Genomic DNA, 18,964 nt, shown 5'->3' on the forward strand with positions numbered 1-18,964 from the left:
CTCGGTAAATGGGAGCTGTCAGCGTCCCGTGAAGGTGGGGGACCGCTTGTCGAGGAATGACTGAAGTCCCTCAGCAGCGTCGTCCGTCTTGATCAGGTCGAGCACTGCCTCGAATTCGAGATCCAGCGCTTGATCGAGCGGCAACGACATGCCCTCGTCGACAATGCGTTTGATCATTCCGATGGTGGCAGTGGGTTTCGTCGCGAGTTCGCGTGCGAGGTCAGCGCAATGCGCATCGAGGTCGGCGTCCGCAACGACGGTGTCGACCAGGCCGATATCGAGTGCATGCTCGGCGCTGAGGCGCTTGCCTTCGATCATGAGCACTTTGGCTCGGTGAGCCCCGATGAGGCGTGGAAGTCGCTGGCTGCCACCGGCACCCGGAAAAAGCCCAAGTCCGATCTCGGGGAAGCCGATGGTCGCCGACTGCGCCATGATGCGGAAGTCGCAGGCCAACGTCAGTTCTGCTCCGCCGCCGAGTGCGTGCCCGTTGATCTTCGCGACGACAGGTTTGGGAGCCGACTCGAGGATCCACTGTACGTCGACCCACGGGCGCATCGCGCGCTGAGTTTCTTCCGTCAGCTCGCGCATCACGGTGATGTCCGCACCGGCGACGAAGAACCGTCCAGTGCCCGTCACGACAATGACGCGGACGGTCTGGTCCGACGCGAGTACCGGCAGTATCTCCAGAAGCTCGGCGATCATGCTGGGGTTGAATGCGTTGGCTGGAGGTTTGTCGATAGTCACGGTGGCAATCGAGTCTGTGACGTCGACGGTGACGAAGTTGTAGGTCTGGCCGGTCTGTCTCGTCAAGTGAGCTCCTGTCAGCGGGTTGGCGGGGTAAACCGGTCGAGCCGGGGGATGCGTAGTGGGAAGTATGGTGGGGACCCTCACGCGGCGGTACCGCTCGGGTTCGGTCAGTAGACCAATGTCGGATGCTGATCGCGTAGGAACTTTCTTCGCTGTGATCACGGCGATATTTGCTCCTGTGACAGGATTGAGCCCGTGACTTCTGCAGTACCGACACCGCCCGCGCCCTCCGTCGACAAGCGTCCCGAGTCGATTTTCACCATTGGGACCAGGCTCGAGGACCGGCTCGGACGAACCGGAACCATCCACACACCGCACGGCGATATCGCGACGCCGTCGTTCGTGGCTGTCGGAACCAAGGCCACGGTCAAGGCCGTGCTGCCCGAGTCCATGAAGGAACTCGGTGCGCAGTCGTTGCTCGCCAATGCGTACCACCTGTACTTGCAGCCGGGACCCGACATCGTCGACGAGGCCGGCGGGCTGGGCAAGTTCATGAACTGGGACGGGCCCACCTTCACCGACAGCGGTGGCTTCCAAGTCATGTCGCTTGGTGTCGGGTTCAAGAAGGTGCTCGCGATGGAGGCCGTCGGTGTGCAGTCCGACGACGTCATCGCGAAGGGCAAGGAGCGTCTCGCGACAGTCGACGACGAGGGCGTGACGTTCAAATCGCACCTCGACGGCAGTAAGCATCGCTTCACCCCCGAGGTGTCGATGCAGATCCAGCATCAGCTCGGCGCCGACATCATGTTCGCGTTCGACGAGCTCACAACGCTGCTCAACACCCGCGGCTACCAGGAGCGATCGGTCGAGCGCACGCAGGCGTGGGCGATCCGCTGTATCAATGAACATGAGAAGCTCACCGCCGAACGCGTTGACAAGCCCTATCAGGCTCTCTTCGGCGTGATCCAAGGCGCGCAGTACGAAGATCTGCGACGTCAAGCCTGCCGCGGACTCGAGTCGATCGAAGGCGAGAACGGATACGGCTTCGACGGCTACGGCATCGGCGGCGCCCTCGAGAAGCAGAACCTCGGAACGATCGTGCGTTGGTGTAACGAGGAACTACCCGAGAACAAGCCGCGTCATATGCTCGGCATCAGTGAACCGGACGACTTCTTCGTCGCAATCGAGAACGGCGCGGACACTTTCGACTGCGTCAACCCGTCGCGTGTTGCTCGCAATGCTGCGATTTACGTCCGCTCCGGCAGGTTCAACATCAACACCAGCCGATTCCGTCGTGACTTCACGCCTATCGACGACGAGTGCGACTGCTACACGTGCGCCAATTACACCCGCGCGTACATCCATCACCTCTTCAAGGCGAAGGAAATGCTCGCGTCGACGCTTTGCACCATCCACAACGAGCGATTCACCGTGAAGTTGGTCGACGATATCCGAGCCAGCATCGAAGGTGGGTATTTCCACGACTTCAAGGCGGACATGCTCGGAAAGTTCTACGCGGCGAAGACGCCTGCACCTCAGGCGTAGGTCGGTTCGCGCTTCTTCACGTATGCGATGACGCGGTAGGTGATCGGCATGACCAGAACCTCGACAAGCGTCTTCCACAGGAAGCCGACCAGCACGTAGTTGATGAAGTCTTCCCATGTGCTGATGCCGATGACACCGGCCGCGATGGAACAGAAGATGAGGGTATCGGCGAATTCGCCGACGACGGTCGAGCCGATCAGCCGCGCCCACAGATGCTTCTCCTGCATGCGCTTTTTCATCATGACCAGAACCAGTGAGTTCAGTAGCTGTCCGACGAGGTAGGCGGCCAAGCCCGCGACCAGTAGCCGGGGAATGACACCGACCACGGTTTCGAGGGCGGCCTGGTTCTCGTAGAACTCTGCCGACGGGAGTTGCACTGCAATCCAGAAGCACGCAGCGGCAAGAATCAGTGCGCCGAAGCCCAGGTAGATCGCGCGTCGGGTCGCTTTGAAGCCGTAGACCTCGCTGAGCACGTCACCGAGGACGTAGGCGAGCGGGAACAAGAAGAATCCACCATCGGTGATGATGGGCAGAATCTGCAAGGGACCGAGCGAGAAGTCGGAATCCGCAAAGAAGGCGACCCCCTTGGTCGCCGCCACGTTCGAGATCAGCAGCGTTGCGGTGAAGAGCGCGACGATCGTCGGGTAATAACCCCGGCTGACGTGCGCAAATTTGGTTTCGTGGGTCGATTCGTCTTGCTGATCCTGAGCTGTCACGTCCGTCATCCAAGCACCACAAGGCGCTCGGATGCGAGTTGGCGACCGTCCAGTTGCGCAGAACACACCGAAGGCCCTGCGGTTTCACGTGGAACCGCAGGGCCTTCGGTGATGCAAACGAACTGATCAGGCAGCTACATGACCGCCGGTCAGCACGCGGTATGCGTAGGTGCTGGCGATCAGTGCGACGGGCGCCGTCACCAGAAGACCGATTCCACACAGCAGCGCGCCGATGATGTTGATACCGATCAGAGCGAGCGCCAGCAGGACCAATGTCCCGACGTTCGACGAGGTCAACGCGTAACTCGATTTGATGCCCGAAATCGCATCCTGATTCTTGTCCACGATGAAGGTCAGCGTGTAGTAGAGCAGGAACGCCGCGATGATGCCGGGAATGATGCAGAGAGCCAAACCGACGTAAGTTGCCACTGCTACCAGGAAACCGCCGAGAACAACTGCGCCGATGTTGGTGAATTGGAAGAAGGTGCCGAAAGCCGGCTTGATTCCATCCAATTCGCTCAACGCTCCACGAAGGAATGCGGCTTGGATGATGTAGCCGACGATAGCGGTGACCAATCCACCCACAATGGACAGCGCGCTGAACTCTGTGTTGGTGTAGTCGAAGCCGTTGAAAGCGCCCTGGATCAGTCCGGCGATCAAGAACGCGATGATCGAGATTCCGATCCAAACCAATGCGTTGTCTTTGAACTTGTTCCAGCCGTAGGTAATTGCCGCACCCACAGAAAGCTGCGGTCCACCGAATCCTGCGCCGTAGTCGTTGGCGGGCGGCGGTGGGAAGTTACCGCCTCCGGGAGGTGGCGGGTATCCACCGGGCGGTGGGTAGTTGCCTCCGGGAGGGGGATAGCTTCCACCCTGCGGAGGCGGCGGATATCCACCTGGCGGCGGGTAATTGCCACCTTGAGGAGGTGGGGGGTATCCACCGGGCGGCGGGTAGCTTCCGCCCTGCGGAGGCCCCGCCGGCGGGGGATAGCTCCCAGGAGGAGGCGTTCCCTGCTGGCCGTAGGGATCCTGGGGCGGGAATTGCTTTCCGTCCTCGGGATTCTGGTTGGGGTCGTGCCCACCGGTTGTCATATGCGCACCTAACCCTTGACTACCTGAGTTCCACCAGCGAGCTCGTCATGCTTGCCCTGCTTGGTGGGGCTGTTGTTGATCGTGACCGCGATGACGATGTAGGCGACCAACGCGAGGATTCCGCCGATGATCGGAATGATCGAGAGCAACGTGAAGGCGTTGCGAATCGCAGACTGCTGGACGGAGGGGCGAGGTGCGCCACCCGGACCGTGTACTGAAAGGCCCAGAATCATCTTTCCCAAAGTCCGACCCTGCGTTACTTCCATTGCGATGAAGTAAGCGAAGGTCAGAATTCCCGAGAACAGTCCCGAGACCAGAATCAAGCTGTCGGAGTCACTGACCAATAGAGCCAGAATCGCGGCGATGACGCCGACGATGATGCCGTCGATGATGCGGGCACCGAGTCGAATCCACAGATCGCCCGGCTGAGCACCCGAAGGCAGCCGGTTTCCTCCGCCGTACGCACCTTGGTCGTTGAACTGCGGAGGCGGCGGGAAGTTTCCGCCCTGGGGCGGCGGCGGGTATCCACCGGGAGGCGGGTAGTTGCCACCCTGAGGGGGCGGGAAGTTTCCGCCCTGCGGGGGCGGGTAGCTTCCGCCTTGCGGGGGGCCTGCGGGAGGGGGGTAACTTCCGGGAGGAGGTGTTCCCTGCTGGCCATATGGATCCTGGGGTGGGAATTGCTTCCCGCCTTCTGGATTCTGGTTGGGGTCGTACCCACCGGTTGTCATGTGTTCCCCTCAGTCGTAAATATCGCGCTCGAGTGTGACAGTGGATATGACCCTACTGGGATCAAAGAGCGATGTGGATGACATCTGCTCACTTGGATTCGGAGGTCACCTGTGGTTTAGGCTGCGTTGTATGACGAGTTCCGGGGGCAACAACGACGATTCTTCGAGCGATTACCAGGCAAAACCTGGGTACGGAGAATTTCCGAGCCTGCCTCCTGAGGGGTACGGCGTGTCCCCGTCCGAAACGCAGTCTTCACCTGAAGTTCCCGGATATACCACTCCCAACGAGCAGTACCCGGGTTATCCACCGCCGTCGTACAACCCGCCCGGTAATAACCCCCAGCCGGGCGGAATCGGTGAACCGAACCCGTACCTGCCGCCGCAGAATTTCGGACCGCAGAATCAATATCAGCAGAATCAATATCAGCAACCCGGACAATACGGACAGGCTCAATACGGACAGCCTCAGTACGGCCAACCTCCGAACCCGTACGGTCAACCGAATCAATTCGCGGGTGGGTACGCACCGCCGATGCAGCCGGTCGGCACCAATGGTCTCGCAATTGCATCGCTGGTTGTATCGCTTGCGGGTGGTTGCTTCTACAGTCTCGGCGGAATCGTCGGAATCATTCTGGGAATTGTCGCGCTCAATCAGATCAAGCAGACAGGTCAACAGGGGCGCGGGCTTGCGATAGCCGGAATTGCGGTCGGCGCGGCCTTCTTGGCAATTTTTGCCGTGATTCTCGTGGTCGCACTCATAGCGAGTGCATCGTCGTCGTACTGAAGTGTCGTCGTGCTGAAGTGGCGAGCGCTCACACGGGAGTGACGACGGACGACGCAGGAAGTGGCTTGCCGAAGTAATAGCCCTGGCCCATGTCGCAGCCGGCCCGCAAGACGTTGGCTGCGTGTTCCGCGGTTTCGACGCCCTCTGCGATCGAATCAAGCCCTAGCTTCCGAGCGATGTCGGCGATGGACTCCATGACCATGAAGGCGCGGTCTCCAGCACGACCCGCTGCGCTGACGGCCCAGGTCAAGGATTGGTCGATCTTGAGAATGTCGAGCGGCAATTCCGACAATGCGGAGAAGGACGCGAAGCCCGCCCCGAAATCATCCAGCGCGATTCGAATTCCCTCGTTGTGCAAGACGTGAAGAGTCTCGGCGGCATGCCGGCCTACGACGCCGAGTTCGGTGACTTCCACGATTATTCTGCTCAGTGGCGTTTGTGAACTGTCGAGCGCTCCGAGGATCTCGTGAGCGGCGTGCGGGGTAGCGAGTTGGCGAGGCGAAAAGTTGACCGCGACCATCATGTGCTCAGGCCACGACGCTGTTTGGGCACAAATCATTTCCAGAGCTTGTAGCCCGATGGGAATGATGAGCCCAGAGGATTCGGCGGAGCGCATGAAATCTTGAGGTTCGATCAACCCTCGCAGCGGATGGCGCCAACGCAAAAGAGCTTCATAGCTGATAATTGCTGACGAGTTCAGATTGACCTGGGGTTGATACAACACCTCGAATTGATGGTCGTCGAGTGCCTCGCGAAGCTCGCGGACCATGCGTATTCCTTTTCGTCCTGAGTCGCCCGTGCCGCACGTGCGTGTCAGCGTGGATGCTGCAAGTGGGTACTGTGGTCGGATTCCAGGTTCAGATCCCGGGCGTGGTTTTGCAGGAACAACTCGCCCTGAATTTCCTTCGCCAGTCTCGACCGTACTTCACTATTCGAGAATTGCCAACGAATAGCTATTGCGGACGGCTTTGTCATATCGGACAATCGTAGTTTTGTTCCGACGAGGCACCGATTGATACGTCACTTACTTCGCCGGGAAAATCCACGGGGTCCGGGGGATCTTGCGAGAGTCGAATCGATCCGCCAATTGGGGTGGTGTGACAACCTCGCCGGGTTCGGCGAGACCGATGCTCGACGCGATCATCGTCAGAACCTGCTCGGCACTGCGTCCGGCCTCGAGTTGATCTGCCAGAGTCACTGCGCCGTCGCGCTTCGCGAGTCGCTTGCCTTCAATGTTCAAGGCAAGAGGAACGTGGGCGTACGACGGTGGTTCGATGTCGAGCAGCCGGGCAAGGTATGCCTGACGTGGAGCCGAGGTCAGGAGGTCGTCGCCGCGAACCACCTGGTCGATGTTCTGTGCACCGTCGTCGACGACAACGGCAAGGTTGTAAGCGGGCACCCCGTCTCCGCGGAGCAGGACGACGTCGTCGACTGGTCCCGTCACCTCGCTGAACAGTTCGTCATGGACGGTGAACGAGTCGATGCCGGCCCGTAGCCTCAGCGCGGGAGATCGGCCACTTGCCGATTTCTCGGCGCGTTCGGCCTCCGAAAGGTTCCGACACGTGCCGGGGTAGGCGCCGTCTGGAGCATGGGGCGCTGACGGTGCCTGCAGGATCTCCTTGCGTGTGCAGAAGCAGGGATAGGTCAGGTCACGCTCGCGCAATTGGTCGATAGCCTTGTGGTACAAGGGAAGACGGTGTGACTGCAATACGACTGGGCCGTCCCACGTGAGGCCGAGCCTGCGCAGATCGTCGAGTTGTCGTTCCATCGCGCCGGGGCGGACACGGTCGAGATCCTCTACCCGAATGAGGAAGTCGCGCCCGCTGGTGCGGGCGAAAAGCCAAGCCAAGAGGGCGGTTCGGAGGTTTCCCAGATGGAGATCGCCAGACGGGCTCGGCGCGAAGCGTCCTGCTCCTTCCACGTCAGCTGGCGAGCCCGACGGAGGCGAGCGGGTTCTCGGCGTCGTGCAGGGTGAGGCGGATCTGGGTTTCCAAAGCGTGATCGAGGTACTGCGGCGGATACATGGCGGGGCTTCCGAGTGCGTCGAGTGCCAATCCATTGACGGTTGAAAGCAGAAGTGCCGCTCTGGTTTCCGCTTCCGGAGTTCCGATGCCGATCAGAACTGTCGAGATGCCGGTGCGGATTGTGAACAGGGTTGTCCGGCGAATTTCGGAGAGTGACTCACTGGTTGCGGCGCGCACGGCAAACGCGGCGAGCACATGCGCCTCACGCGTGCGTTGCTCGTCGAGGGGCAGGAGTTGCGAGAGCGCCTGGAACAGGGCGGTATGCGGGTCTGCGTCGGCGGACGATTCGGCCAGTCGCGTCAACAATCGATCGACGAGTGTTCGCAGTGCGAATGCGAACATCTCGTCCTTGGTCGAGAAATGATGTTGCACTGCGCCGATCGAGACACCCGCCCGTTTTGCGACCTCGCGAACGCTGGCATTTTCCAGTCCGGATTCCGCGGCGACATCGAACAATGCCGCCGCAAGCAGGTCTGGACTCGTGGAGGATTTTCGGCGTTCCGGCATACCGCGACATTACATGCGTATGGAAGTAATGCCCACGTCAGGGGTGCTTTTTCACGCCTTCCGGCCGAGGAAGGCAAGGAGTTTCGTCGCTTTGTCAGCGTTGTCCGGAACCTGTATTTCCGGGCCGCACACACCGCTCATGCGGATCGACTCGCCCAGGCCCGCGGCGATCTCCGACACCCACTCCACGTCCGCGTCTCGCATCGTCGTATCGGTGCCGGTTGCGGCCGCGAGGTCCCAACCGTGGATGACCAGATCGAAACACAAAAACCCTTCGACCGTGGCCCCGAGGTTGGTCCTGCCGAAGTGTCCGTCGTATTCCAGGGTGGACTTTGCCGGATCGTCCAGAATTTCCTGCATCGAATCGCGGACGGCCGCCCAGGCTGCCGACGGGTCGTCGTCGACCGACGGACCGGGTGCCAATTCCAGGCCGACTACCTTGACCATGTCTCGTTCGCTGTCGAGCACGTGTCTCACCACGTCGCGGGCGGTCCAGCCCTCGCAGGGGGAATCGTCGTCCCAGCGGTCGGCGGGTACGGCGTCGATCCGGGCCGTGAATCCGGCAGCCAGATCCCGATAACGCTGGGCGGGGGAGATCTCTGTTGAAGTCATGACAACAATCCTTCACCGCCACAGCGCATCGTGATTGATTATTTCGGACATTCACTCGATCTCCGGGGCTTCCGCCCAGATGTCCATCGGTACGACCCCGGCACTCTTGCCCTCGTCGTCGAGAAGTCGGCCCACCCTCTTCATCGATCGCAGCACCACTGACCTGTTCAGCACCACCAGGCCCGGTGCCTCTTGTGCGAGTTGTACTTCGGTAATGGGAGTTTCGCGAAGGGAGTGTGCGGCGATCGCGAGCAGTGTGTTGGCGCGTCCACCGGATATCCGCATGCACACTCGTGTTCCAGGCACTCGCTCCATCAGAGCGCGAATCGTCGACCGGTCCGTGGGATCGACATATCCCCACACCCAGGTCACGAGGGGCCAGCCGGACAGCGGTAGAGACACGTCGCAGCGGAACACGATTTGGTTGCGCGACGTCAGTTCGGCAAGTCGCCGCCTGACCGTACTTTCGCTGAGGCCGGTACCGACCGTGAGCTCGGCAATCGAGGATCGACCGTCCTCGCCCAGCTTCAATATCAATTGGCGGTCGACCGCGTCGAAGGTCTTCCCGTGATGGCGCTGATCCGTCGGAGCATATTTGTAGCGCACAGGCCGGTCTGTCATCACCGCCCGCTGCGTGGCATCGAGTACCTGCAATTTCCAGTCGTCTCCGATCGCGAAGACCTCGGTGACGAGGTGTGCACGCGAACTGACGATCCCGGGCACCGACGCGAGTGAGCGAAGCAGGAAACGCGACAGGAAAGCCATGTCTCTGACCTCGACGAGAAGAGTCAAGTCGCCTGGGCCGCTTGTGTGTTCGACGCTCAGCACGTGCGGCCAGCGGGCAAGTCGTTCTGCAATCGTCAACGCGTTCGAAGTCGTGCAGTCGACTTCGACGAAAGCCAGACACGATTCCGGACGGCCATGGCCGGTTGCCCTGGCAGAGACCCAAGCGGTGCCGGAATCCTGTAACCGCTGCCAGCGGCGAGCCACGGTAACCGGATCTACTTTGAGCGCGTCGCCAACCGTGCGCCACGACGCTCGCGGGTCGAGTTGCAGGCAATTGATCAGGGCGAGGTCGACGTCGTCCAGTACGGCGGAATCCTGCGTTTATTCGATCATGGTGCAAGTATCGTGCATCTTCATTGTGTCTGGGATCACTTCATTCATGCTCGAAGGGCAGAACGCGGTGGCGAGTGCCCACCGCGTTCATGCTGTGAAAGGAGAAACCAGATGTCATCGACCACGTTGCCCGCTGTTCCGACCGAGAGAAGCCTCGAGTGGGTGCAACGCCTCATCGGAATCGATACGACGAGTGCCGTGAGCAATCGACCGTTGATCGATCTCATTGCGGCGGAACTACGTCGCCATGGGGTCGAGCCGGTACTTGTTGCCGATGACGAGGGAACGAAGCTCAACTTGTTGGCAACGTTCACGCCTCCTGACGGAAGTACTGCCGGCGGTGTGATGTTCTCCGGCCATACAGACGTAGTGCCGGTCGACGATCAAGACTGGAGTAGCGACCCTTTCACGCCCGACGTTCGCGACGGAAGCCTGTACGGACGTGGCACGTGCGACATGAAGTCGTTCATCGGGATCGTCGTCGCTGCGATCCCCGACATCGTTGCTCGGCCGCTGGCGAAGCCGATTCACTTTGCATTCTCCTACGACGAGGAAGTCGGCTGCATCGGTGCGGCCGGGTTGGTCGAGGAGGTTGTTTCCCGGAACCTGTGCCCTGATGTGTGCGTCGTCGGAGAGCCGTCGGAGATGCGGGTCATTCGCGCACACAAGTCGATGAACGTCATACGTGTTGATCTGCATGGTGTTTCGGCGCACTCGTCGCTCACTCCGCAAGGAGTCAACGCGATCGAATACGGCGCGGAGTTGATTCGATTCGTCAGAAGCGCGGCCGACGAGCTCCGTGCGTCCGGCCCGTACGACGACGCATTCGACGTGGCCTGGACGACGTGTTCGGTCAATCTCGTATCCGGCGGGATCGCAGTGAACACTGTCCCCGAGGATTGCTCCATCACTTTCGAATTCAGGAGCATCAGCTCAGCTGGCGCCGCAGATTTGCTCGAACGCTTTGCCGCCGAGGCGAATCGGATCGAAAACCTGATGCAGGAAGAATACCCGTCAGCCTCCGTGATGATGCACGTGTCGGCCTCGGTTCCTCCCCTGGAGACGGATGCGAATGCTTCGGCGGCCGCACTGGTCGAACAATGGGGTGGTCGGGCATCGGACGAAAAGGTCGCGTACGCCACCGAGGCCGGGATGTTCGCGACTATCGGTATCCCCACTGTCGTGTGTGGGCCGGGAAGCATCACTCAGGCGCATGCACCTGACGAGTACGTGACACTTGACCAATTGGCACAGTGCGAGCAGTTCGTTCGGAACGTCATCGCTCACGCCCGCGCCTGACCCACCCTGACCCCCCTAAGGAAAACCATGTCCACGGCAACTACGCCAACCTCCGGAACAGTCACCCCGGAACGCCTGGCCGCTGCACGCAAGGCGGTGATCAGCAGCTCACTCGGCGCTGCGCTCGAATGGTTCGACGTCATCGTCTACGCATCATTCGCAGTGGTCATCGCCCATAACTTCTTTCCCGGCGGCGACAACACGCTCGGTTTGATACTGACGTTCGCGACGTTCGCGATCTCGTACGTCATCCGGCCGCTTGGCGGGATGGTTCTCGGAAGCTATGCCGACCGTCGCGGGCGCAAGAACGCCTTGACGTTGACGATGATGCTGATGATGATCGGCACGCTCATCATGGCCGTGGCGCCGACGACCTCGATGATCGGACCGTGGGCCGGCGTCGTCATCCTTGTCTCACGTCTCATTCAAGGATTCTCCGCCGGCGGTGAATTCGGTACTGCTACAACCTTCCTCGTGGAGACTGCGCCACACAAGAAGGCGTTCTACTCTTCCTGGCAAGTTGCCAGCCAGGGTGCCTCGGTTTTCCTGGCATCGCTGTTCGGATACGTGCTCAACACTCACCTTTCGCATGAAGCGCTCTACTCGTGGGGCTGGCGCGTTCCGTTCTTCTTCGGCATCATCGTCGGGCCGGTCGGACTCTACATCCGTGCCAAGCTTGACGAAACGGACGATTTCAAGACGAGCGTTCCGGAAAAGGCTCCGCTGAAGACGACGCTGACCAGGCATCTCGGCCGGGTGCTGACCGGTGCCGCAGTAGTGGGCGTCGCGACTATCTCGATCTACCTCATCTTGTACATGCCGACGTTTGCCGTGAAGAACCTCGGAGTTTCCGCCTCGGCCGGCTATCTCGGCGGCATCGTCGCCGGACTGGTCACCTTGATCACCGTGCCGTTGATCGGGCATCTTGCAGACCGGGTCGGACCGGCGAGAGTTATGACCTGGGCCGCCGTTGCGGCAATCGTCTTGGCCTGGCCGCTCTTCAAATTGATGGTCGATCACCCGTCGACTCTGACCCTCGTCCTGGTTGTTTCGGTCCTGGGTGTCATCATGGCGTTTGCCTTCGGTCCCTTGCCCGCCCTGATGAGTTCGCTGTTCCCGGCAGAGATCCGGGCTACCGGAATGTCATTGTCGTACAACCTCGGAGTGACTTTGCTCGGCGGAATCGCGCCGTTGGTCTTGACCTGGTTGATCAGTACAACAGGCTCGCTCGACGCCCCGAGTTACTACTACATGACCGTCGCAGTTCTTTCCCTCGGTGGGCTGTGGTCGGCAAGGACGCTTTTCAGCCAGAAGTGACGGCGGGGGAGCGCGGTCGGGATTACGCGACCGCGTCTCCCTCCGCCAGCGTGACAACGGTATCCGACCCGTGCCAGTCGGGGGCTTGGGTGCGGAGTAGAGCCGCCGGGGTCAGCGACGAGATTCGGCGGCATTCACGGGTCAAGTGGGCCTGATCGCTGAATCCGCAGTGCGCTGCGGATTCAGCGAGTCCCAGCGCGGGTCGACTGCGAGCGAGCGCCATGAAGCGCTGGAGGCGCAGGATCGAGCGCAGCGTTGCCGGGCCATATCCGAAGGCGTCGTTGCATCGACGTTGGAGTTGGCGCGAAGTCAGCGCCGCCGCGTCGGCGAGAGAGCTGACATTCCACGAATGTTCGGACAGTGCGGTGCGAACGTGGTTGATCACCGGATCGTGACGGAAACTCGAATTTACCGAACTCCGAACAGCGCTTTCGAGGATGGAGACCTGTTCGTGGTCTTCGGAATTTTCCAAGCGGTTCAACAGTATTCGTTCCGTGCGTGCGTCGGTTACATCGCTGAGGTCAGCGCGAGAATCCCGAAGCTCGGACGCCGAGGTTCGCAAGATGGGCGATGCCGATCCCGGGCGGAATCGAACACCCACGGAGCGTGTTCCGGGCGGAAGAGTAAATGACCACGCAGCGGTTTCGGGGCCACAGACGCGTATGCCGACGCCGCGTATCCACAGCACGTCCATGCAAGCATCGGGCACGAGGAGGTGTTCTCCTTCTGCGCACGCCGTCCAGCCACACACCAGGATGTCGGAGAGATCCGGGGCGACCGATTGTGGTGTGTACCAACCCATGACAAGAGCTTATCGAGCGGCACCGACACGAAGGCGACTTCAGTCGACCGGGCCGAAGCGGTATCCGAATCCCCTGATGGTTTTGATGTACTTCGGTTTCGCGGGATCGGATTCGAGTTTGGACCGCAGGCTGAGAATGGTTGCGTCGACCACACGCGTTCTTTCGTGGTCGGAACCCCACACGTTTCGGATCAGGTGATCACGTGAGTACACGCGCCCAGGCTCGGTCGACAGCTCCAGGAGTACCCGCCATTCGGTCCGACTGAGGACCAGCAGCTTTCCGCCCATCGTCGCCGTCATCGCACGTCGATCGAGGAGCAGGTCACCGTGACGTTGGTGTTTGCCGGGGGCGGGATGTGCGGTTTCACGAAGGATTGCGGTGACCCGAAGATCGAGCGCGTGAGAATCGATCGGGTTCAGCACAAAGTCCGAGACAGCGCGATGTGGTGCTTCGTCGATGTCCTCGTAGGTATCCACCAGCATCATGATCGGCATCGAACTGCGCAAGCGGATCTGCCGTGCGATCTCGTAGCCGTCGATGTCCGGCAGAAGGAGATCGATCACGGCGATATCGAAACTGTCGGTGTCCAGGTCATCGAGTAGGCGGCGCCCGGTGCGGACGAGCTGTATCTGGTGCCCGAAATGTATTAATTCGGTACCGAGTGTCTGGGCAAGCTCCGAACGGTCGGTAGCTGCAAGTATCAAGCTCACGTGAAATCCTCCCCCCGAAGGTGTTACTAGTCGTAACAGCTTGCATTCTGGCAGATCATCGACCGCGGGACCAGACATAGGGCGGCCGATCGGAAGTCGAGGGAACCGGGGGCGTTCGTCGCTAGACTTCTTTCATGGGCACTCTGTTCGCGTTGACGCTGCCAGGCTTGCTCGTGCTGCTGGTCCTGTTCGCTTTCGCCGAGACTCTCTGGAACCGGCTCACCGGCGGCCGGGCACTGCCGTGGACTCGGGGACGTACAACTCGTCCGGTCTCGGCCGCGGGCTTCGAAGAGGTTGCTGCCCTGTTTCAGGGGTCCAAGCATCATGAATTCGAACAGCGTCAGAGCGCATTGATGCATCGTGAGGACGGAACGGACGGTGACCCGCCGTGGGTGTCTGTCGATCCGGAAGCTAACAAGGTCGTTCTCCGTCGACGGAGTTGACAGTCGCCGACAGTCGACGGAGTTGACAGTCGGGTTCAGGCCCAGTGGCCGGGGCGGGTCAGTGAATCGGGCAGCGTGGTAGCCGAATCGCCGATCGCCCCGTTGATCTGGAACTGAGTGAGAAAGATACTGCCGCGGAGTTTTGTGCCGCGAATGTCGGTGCCGCGTAAGTCTGCACCGATCAGATCGGCTCGATCGAGTTCGCAGTCGCGGAGGTCTGCACCGATCAGGTAACTCCCGCGAAAGTTGGCCCCACGTAGATCGGAACCACGAAATTTGGCGCCGATGAGGTCTGCGCCGCGGTGGTCGAGTTTTCGACCCTTCTTGGTTGAGATCGGTGAGCGCACAAGGTTACTCGTCTGCAAGAGCAGTGTGTTGACTGCCGCTCGGTGTGCTGAGACGTCGACGGTTTGAATCTGCGAAGGTGTGCCGTTGGTCAGGCTTTCCGTCTCTGCGAGTGCAGCGTCGAGTTCCTTTCGTATCGAGTGGGTTTGCTTCAGCGAGCGGGCTTCGGCGAGATACCAGAGCAGTTCGTGCAACTGGCGTATGACAGGGAAGGTTTCGAACATGTCTGACGCGGTCTCCGGGGCATCACGCCAGCTGACGCCGTCGTAGGTCTGCTGTGAAACCTTCTGTCCCGCACCGAAACAGTCGTAGACGGTGCAACCGGTGAAGCCCTTCTTTCGCAATCCGGTGTGAATGCCGCAACGGAAATCCTGCTGCAGGTTCTTGCAGGGGTCGCCGGCATTCTTGTTGGTCGCGAAGTCGGAGGACTTGGAAAAGGGGAGTGCGACGCAGCACAGACCGAAGCAACTGCTGCAATCTGCGAGCAGATTGGTCTGGCCGGCAATCACGCGTACTCCCGATGGTTGGGTTGGACGGAAAGTCTGTCCTCGGGTTTGTGAGTCTGTCAAACGAAATTGCGTGGTTCGGCAGCAAGAAGTCCAGCGGCTCCGAGGTCGTATCCCGCGCAATTGCGGGGTACCAATCCGGCAGACGTGATTCTGGACCACGCTCGTGAAGTAGGTCGAAAATCGGGTGGACGGCCCAGCTCGCTGCAACCAATCGTCGTGCGGTACCCGGCGGCAGAACCAGTGCGCCGACGAAGACCACAAATGTTGAGGCCACTGCACTCCATTCGCGAGTGGGAATGGAAACGTCGATCGTGCGCCCAATCGCCACCTAGCCCATCTGCGACCTGGCGAAAATCACTCCCCATCCAGATCGAGGAGCGATACCCCCCGTGCCGTGAGCCGGAAGCGCAGCGGTCTCTTCGTAACCGTCTCAATGATCCCGGCATCGTCCAGGCGCTGAAGTCGCGGGCGGGCGAACTGGCTGGATCGACCCACCACCTCGACCAGGGTGTTCAACTTGATGGCGCGGTTCGCCTCGAAGCAGTGGGCCTGACCCAGGGTGAACAGGACTGCGCCGATGTGGTTGCTATCAACCGGCGGCGTCGACTCGCGATCGAGTCCCAAGTTCAGCGGAAATTTCTCATCCTCCACCAGAACGCGGATACGCGCCTCGAGTGTGTCGATCTTATGGCGCCTCTCGGAGAGGTCGAGCAGCAGTCGATGTTGCGCCTCGGCGATGATCTCCAGCATATCGATCAGGTAGGGCGTCAGATCTCCGCGGTTCAATGGATTCTCCGCGTCAGAGAATGCTTTGTAGTAACGATCCTTGTTGTCGGCGACGGTCGCCGACAATGCCAGGCTCGCATACGGAGCCAACACCTGTCGAAGGTCCAGCGCGAGAAGGTAGCGTCCGGTTCGGCCGTTGCCGTCGTAGAACGGGTGCGTGTACTCGAAGATGAAGTGCGCGACCACTGCCCTGATCAGTCGTGGAATCGCGTCGTCGCCCCCCTGGCTCAGCATGAGGGTCAGCGCGTCGTCGATCGCTGACTCGGGTACCACACCGGTGTGCACGACCTTGATTCCTGACGTGATCGATACTGGCCCTTGCCGGAACCGCTTCCCATCGGGGGCGTCCTCGTCGCGAATCTCGCCCCGAGTTACCGCGTCGTAGACGTCTCGGATGTCGTCGAGCGTCTGTGGACTCTCGGCCTGGTCGTTGCCGATATTGAGATAGAGCCGCACCATCTCGGCGAACCGCTTGTTCGCGAGGGGTTGCTCCGCCCACACCATCTCGATTGCCTCGCTGATCTCCTTCCGGGTTGAGCGGACCTGTTCGATCTCGTTCGTTGCCTGGATCTCGTCGATCACCATGCGATGCAGGTAGTGGGTGCGCGCGAGGGCCGGCAGCCCGTTCCACTCAGCCCGGATCTTCGGCTCGAAGCTCATGATCCGTTCGATCAGCGCTGCGACTTCGGGTGTCATCAGTGCGAACGTCGAGTGTTCGCCGATCAGTAGGTCCCAGTGGACGGCGGCGGGAGAATCGCGTCGCGCTCGCTCCTCAGCATCGGCACCAGCACGATCTCGTTGGTGAAAGATCGATTTCAACGTCCTGTACGCCATCTGGTCTCTCCCTGTATCCACGCTATATTGCCGCCTTGCTTTCCATGCCTATCTTATCCAGAATGGGATCTGGATAAATAAGACTTGCGGCGCGGGTGTCATTTCATGACCAACGCGGGCTGCAGGAGCAGATGTGGCCATAGCTTCCCGAATCGGGTTCAGGCCATCGGCGGGCCACTCGAAGTCACGCAGCAGCATTCCGATTCGGCGCGCTGAGGGATCGAAACCACCACGAGTCGGCAGGCCGTGTGAGCTCGCAGAACATCGAGCTGAACCGAGACCCTGTTGCATTACTCGTTGCATGAGGGCAGAAAAGAACCCCTGTGAACCGCTTCTCAGCAGTTCACAGGGGTTCCTTTGGCGGAGGATAGGGGATTTGAACCCCTGAGGGCGTTAACCCAACCCGCGTTCCAGGCGAGCGCCATAGGCCACTAGGCGAATCCTCCGTGGAGCAGCATACCCAATTGCGGGCGCGAAGCGTTAAACGGGTACCTGACCTGCGAAGAACCGGTGGAACTCGAGGTTTGCATCTCGGCCCCGGTAGGTGGTGTGCAGCGGCCGGCGAAAGCCGTCTACACTGTTCATTGGATCCCGCGCGGCGCGCATCCTGTGAACTCCCCCAGGGCCGGAAGGCAGCAAGGGTCAACGGGCTCTGCCGGGTGCGCGGGGTCCTCTATTTTTTTCACATACCCGACCCCGCCTCGTCGGTGAAAGGCCGCTCCGGATGCCTATCCAAACCCAGATCGGGTTGATGAGCCATGAAGAACTCACCTCCGAGCATGAGAGCCAGAGCGCGAAGTACACGCAGCTCCAGGCGCAGAAGCTCGCACTCGATCTGACCCGCGGTAAGCCTTCCCCGGAACAACTCGACCTTTCCGCAGAGCTGCTGACGCTGCCCGGCGACGGTGATTTCCGTGACGGAAGCGGCACCGACTGCCGTAACTACGGCGGACTCACCGGTCTGCCGGAACTGCGCGCCATCTTCGGTGAGCTGCTGGGTATCCCCGTTGCGAACCTTCTCGCCGGAAACAACGCGAGCCTCGAGATCATGCACGACAACGTCGTGTTCTCACTGCTCCACGGCACTCCGGATTCGGCCCGGCCGTGGGCACAGGAAGAGAAGATCAAGTTTCTCTGCCCCGCACCGGGCTACGACCGCCACTTCGCGATCACCGAGTCCCTCGGCATCGAGATGATCGCGGTGCCGATGAACCACGACGGCCCGGATGTCGTCAAGATCGCCGAACTTGTTGCGTCAGATCCGCAGATCAAGGGCATGTGGGCGGTTCCGGTTTACGCGAACCCCACCGGTGCCGTGTACTCCGAAGAAATTGTCCGTACGCTCGCGTCGATGCCGACGGCCGCGCCCGACTTCCGCCTGTACTGGGACAACGCGTACGCCGTACATCCGCTTGTCGGCGAGACTGCGCCTTCCTACGACATTCTCTCGATGGCAGCGGAGGCCGGACACCCCAACCGTCCGCTCGTGTTCGCGTCGACGTCCAAGATCACTTTCGCCGGCGCTGGTGTGAGCTTCTTCGGTAGCTCGGCGGAAAACCTTGCCTGGTACCAGAAGTTCCTGGGCAAGAAGAGCATCGGACCGGACAAGGTCAATCAGCTTCGCCACCTGCGTTTCTTCGGCAATGCCGACGGCGTTCGTGCGCACATGGAGAAGCATCGCGCGTTCCTCGCGCCCAAGTTCGAGCTCGTACTGCGGATCCTCGAGGATCGTCTCGGTGCATCGAAGGTCGCGTCTTGGACCGAGCCGAAGGGCGGATACTTCATCAGCCTCGACGTGGTCGACGGCACGGCCAAGCGGGTCATCGAACTGGCGAAGAACGCGGGTATCGCGCTCACCGCTGCCGGGTCGGCTTTCCCGTACAGCACGGATCCGGATGACCGGAACATCCGGTTGGCCCCGAGCTTCCCGTCCACGGCTGAACTCGAAGTTGCCATGGACGGCGTGGCTACGTGTGTCCTGCTCGCAGCCACCGAATCGCGTCTCTCCGAGATCTGAGTTCTCGAAGCGGCGTGCCCGGTCGGT

Annotated in this window: 19 protein-coding genes, 1 tRNA gene and 1 other RNA gene; 7 read left to right on the forward strand and 14 right to left on the reverse strand. The window is 60.8% G+C overall.

Going from position 1 to position 18,964, the window contains the following annotated elements:
- Window positions 1-18: 18 nt before the first annotated feature.
- The gene (locus ASU23_RS15495) at window positions 19-810 is read right to left on the reverse strand and encodes an enoyl-CoA hydratase/isomerase family protein (RefSeq protein ID WP_058038209.1); all 792 of its coding nucleotides are present in this window, start codon (window positions 808-810) and stop codon (window positions 19-21) included.
- A gap of 192 nt (window positions 811-1,002) precedes the next feature.
- On the opposite strand from ASU23_RS15495, the gene tgt reads away from it, so the two are divergent.
- On the forward strand, window positions 1,003-2,292 hold the full coding sequence (gene tgt / locus ASU23_RS15500) for a tRNA guanosine(34) transglycosylase Tgt (protein WP_054188626.1): 1,290 nt from the start codon (window positions 1,003-1,005) through the stop codon (window positions 2,290-2,292).
- On the opposite strand, the gene ASU23_RS15505 is transcribed toward tgt, so the two are convergent.
- The 3 genes from ASU23_RS15505 to ASU23_RS35330 all read right to left on the reverse strand — a co-directional run bounded on the left by ASU23_RS15505 (window position 2,283) and on the right by ASU23_RS35330 (window position 4,828).
- Window positions 2,283-3,017: a queuosine precursor transporter gene (locus tag ASU23_RS15505; protein WP_030535741.1), complete on the reverse strand. Its 735-nt coding sequence runs from the start codon at window positions 3,015-3,017 to the stop codon at window positions 2,283-2,285. The genes tgt and ASU23_RS15505 overlap by 10 nt on opposite strands.
- A 117-nt stretch (window positions 3,018-3,134) precedes the next feature.
- A complete protein-coding gene (locus tag ASU23_RS34910; RefSeq protein ID WP_207624207.1) occupies window positions 3,135-4,100 on the reverse strand; it encodes a hypothetical protein in 966 nt (321 codons plus the stop codon).
- A gap of 8 nt (window positions 4,101-4,108) precedes the next feature.
- Window positions 4,109-4,828, reverse strand: coding sequence for an RDD family protein (locus ASU23_RS35330; RefSeq protein WP_047271549.1), 720 nt, complete (start codon window positions 4,826-4,828; stop codon window positions 4,109-4,111).
- A 130-nt stretch (window positions 4,829-4,958) separates the two neighbouring features.
- Between ASU23_RS35330 and ASU23_RS15520 the strand changes: the two genes are divergently transcribed.
- Window positions 4,959-5,612 (forward strand): DUF4190 domain-containing protein, encoded by a 654-nt coding sequence (locus ASU23_RS15520; protein WP_030535740.1) that lies wholly within the window; start codon window positions 4,959-4,961, stop codon window positions 5,610-5,612.
- Between the two features lie 28 nt (window positions 5,613-5,640).
- Here the strand turns inward: ASU23_RS15520 and ASU23_RS15525 are convergent, their stop codons facing one another.
- The 5 genes from ASU23_RS15525 to ASU23_RS15545 form a co-directional block, all read right to left on the reverse strand.
- Window positions 5,641-6,381, reverse strand: coding sequence for an EAL domain-containing protein (locus ASU23_RS15525; RefSeq protein ID WP_003943863.1), 741 nt, complete (start codon window positions 6,379-6,381; stop codon window positions 5,641-5,643).
- Window positions 6,382-6,636: 255 nt separating this feature from the next.
- Window positions 6,637-7,533 (reverse strand): tRNA glutamyl-Q(34) synthetase GluQRS, encoded by an 897-nt coding sequence (gene gluQRS / locus ASU23_RS15530; protein ID WP_058038210.1) that lies wholly within the window; start codon window positions 7,531-7,533, stop codon window positions 6,637-6,639.
- Between the two features lies 1 nt (window position 7,534).
- A complete protein-coding gene (locus ASU23_RS15535) occupies window positions 7,535-8,143 on the reverse strand; it encodes a TetR/AcrR family transcriptional regulator (protein ID WP_019746515.1) in 609 nt (202 codons plus the stop codon).
- Window positions 8,144-8,194: 51 nt separating this feature from the next.
- The gene (locus ASU23_RS15540; protein ID WP_007731584.1) at window positions 8,195-8,755 is read right to left on the reverse strand and encodes a TIGR03086 family metal-binding protein; all 561 of its coding nucleotides are present in this window, start codon (window positions 8,753-8,755) and stop codon (window positions 8,195-8,197) included.
- Between the two features lie 51 nt (window positions 8,756-8,806).
- Window positions 8,807-9,844: an Lrp/AsnC family transcriptional regulator gene (locus ASU23_RS15545; protein ID WP_301336400.1), complete on the reverse strand. Its 1,038-nt coding sequence runs from the start codon at window positions 9,842-9,844 to the stop codon at window positions 8,807-8,809.
- Between the two features lie 141 nt (window positions 9,845-9,985).
- Between ASU23_RS15545 and argE the strand changes: the two genes are divergently transcribed.
- Both argE and ASU23_RS15555 read left to right on the forward strand, forming a co-directional pair.
- Window positions 9,986-11,173: an acetylornithine deacetylase gene (argE, locus tag ASU23_RS15550; RefSeq protein WP_058038211.1), complete on the forward strand. Its 1,188-nt coding sequence runs from the start codon at window positions 9,986-9,988 to the stop codon at window positions 11,171-11,173.
- 27 nt (window positions 11,174-11,200) lie between these two features.
- Window positions 11,201-12,490: an MFS transporter gene (locus tag ASU23_RS15555; RefSeq protein ID WP_003943831.1), complete on the forward strand. Its 1,290-nt coding sequence runs from the start codon at window positions 11,201-11,203 to the stop codon at window positions 12,488-12,490.
- Between the two features lie 22 nt (window positions 12,491-12,512).
- Here ASU23_RS15555 and ASU23_RS15560 read toward each other — a convergent pair whose 3' ends face one another.
- The gene (locus ASU23_RS15560) at window positions 12,513-13,292 is read right to left on the reverse strand and encodes a helix-turn-helix domain-containing protein (RefSeq protein ID WP_058038212.1); all 780 of its coding nucleotides are present in this window, start codon (window positions 13,290-13,292) and stop codon (window positions 12,513-12,515) included.
- 39 nt (window positions 13,293-13,331) lie between these two features.
- Window positions 13,332-14,003, reverse strand: coding sequence for a response regulator transcription factor (locus ASU23_RS15565; protein WP_007731581.1), 672 nt, complete (start codon window positions 14,001-14,003; stop codon window positions 13,332-13,334).
- 134 nt (window positions 14,004-14,137) lie between these two features.
- Between ASU23_RS15565 and ASU23_RS15570 the strand changes: the two genes are divergently transcribed.
- Window positions 14,138-14,446 carry a DUF6191 domain-containing protein gene (locus ASU23_RS15570; protein WP_007731580.1) on the forward strand — a complete coding sequence of 103 codons (309 nt, stop codon included), beginning with the start codon at window positions 14,138-14,140 and terminating at the stop codon, window positions 14,444-14,446.
- Between the two features lie 35 nt (window positions 14,447-14,481).
- Here the strand turns inward: ASU23_RS15570 and ASU23_RS15575 are convergent, their stop codons facing one another.
- The 3 genes from ASU23_RS15575 to ASU23_RS15585 all read right to left on the reverse strand — a co-directional run bounded on the left by ASU23_RS15575 (window position 14,482) and on the right by ASU23_RS15585 (window position 17,366).
- Window positions 14,482-15,300, reverse strand: coding sequence for a pentapeptide repeat-containing protein (locus ASU23_RS15575; RefSeq protein WP_058038213.1), 819 nt, complete (start codon window positions 15,298-15,300; stop codon window positions 14,482-14,484).
- 354 nt (window positions 15,301-15,654) lie between these two features.
- Window positions 15,655-16,746: a Fic family protein gene (locus ASU23_RS15580; RefSeq protein ID WP_253741360.1), complete on the reverse strand. Its 1,092-nt coding sequence runs from the start codon at window positions 16,744-16,746 to the stop codon at window positions 15,655-15,657.
- A 532-nt stretch (window positions 16,747-17,278) separates the two neighbouring features.
- Window positions 17,279-17,366 (reverse strand) — tRNA-Ser (locus ASU23_RS15585).
- Window positions 17,367-17,502: 136 nt separating this feature from the next.
- Between ASU23_RS15585 and ffs the strand changes: the two genes are divergently transcribed.
- Together ffs and ASU23_RS15590 are read left to right on the forward strand one after the other, a co-directional pair.
- An RNA gene (gene ffs / locus ASU23_RS33445) (signal recognition particle sRNA small type) lies at window positions 17,503-17,602 on the forward strand.
- Between the two features lie 42 nt (window positions 17,603-17,644).
- Window positions 17,645-18,937, forward strand: a complete 1,293-nt coding sequence (locus tag ASU23_RS15590; RefSeq protein WP_019746524.1) for an aminotransferase class I/II-fold pyridoxal phosphate-dependent enzyme — start codon at window positions 17,645-17,647, stop codon at window positions 18,935-18,937.
- Window positions 18,938-18,964: the final 27 nt, after the last annotated feature.

This window comes from Rhodococcus sp. KB6, assembly GCF_001445685.1.
GTDB classification, from domain to species: domain Bacteria; phylum Actinomycetota; class Actinomycetes; order Mycobacteriales; family Mycobacteriaceae; genus Rhodococcus_F; species Rhodococcus_F qingshengii.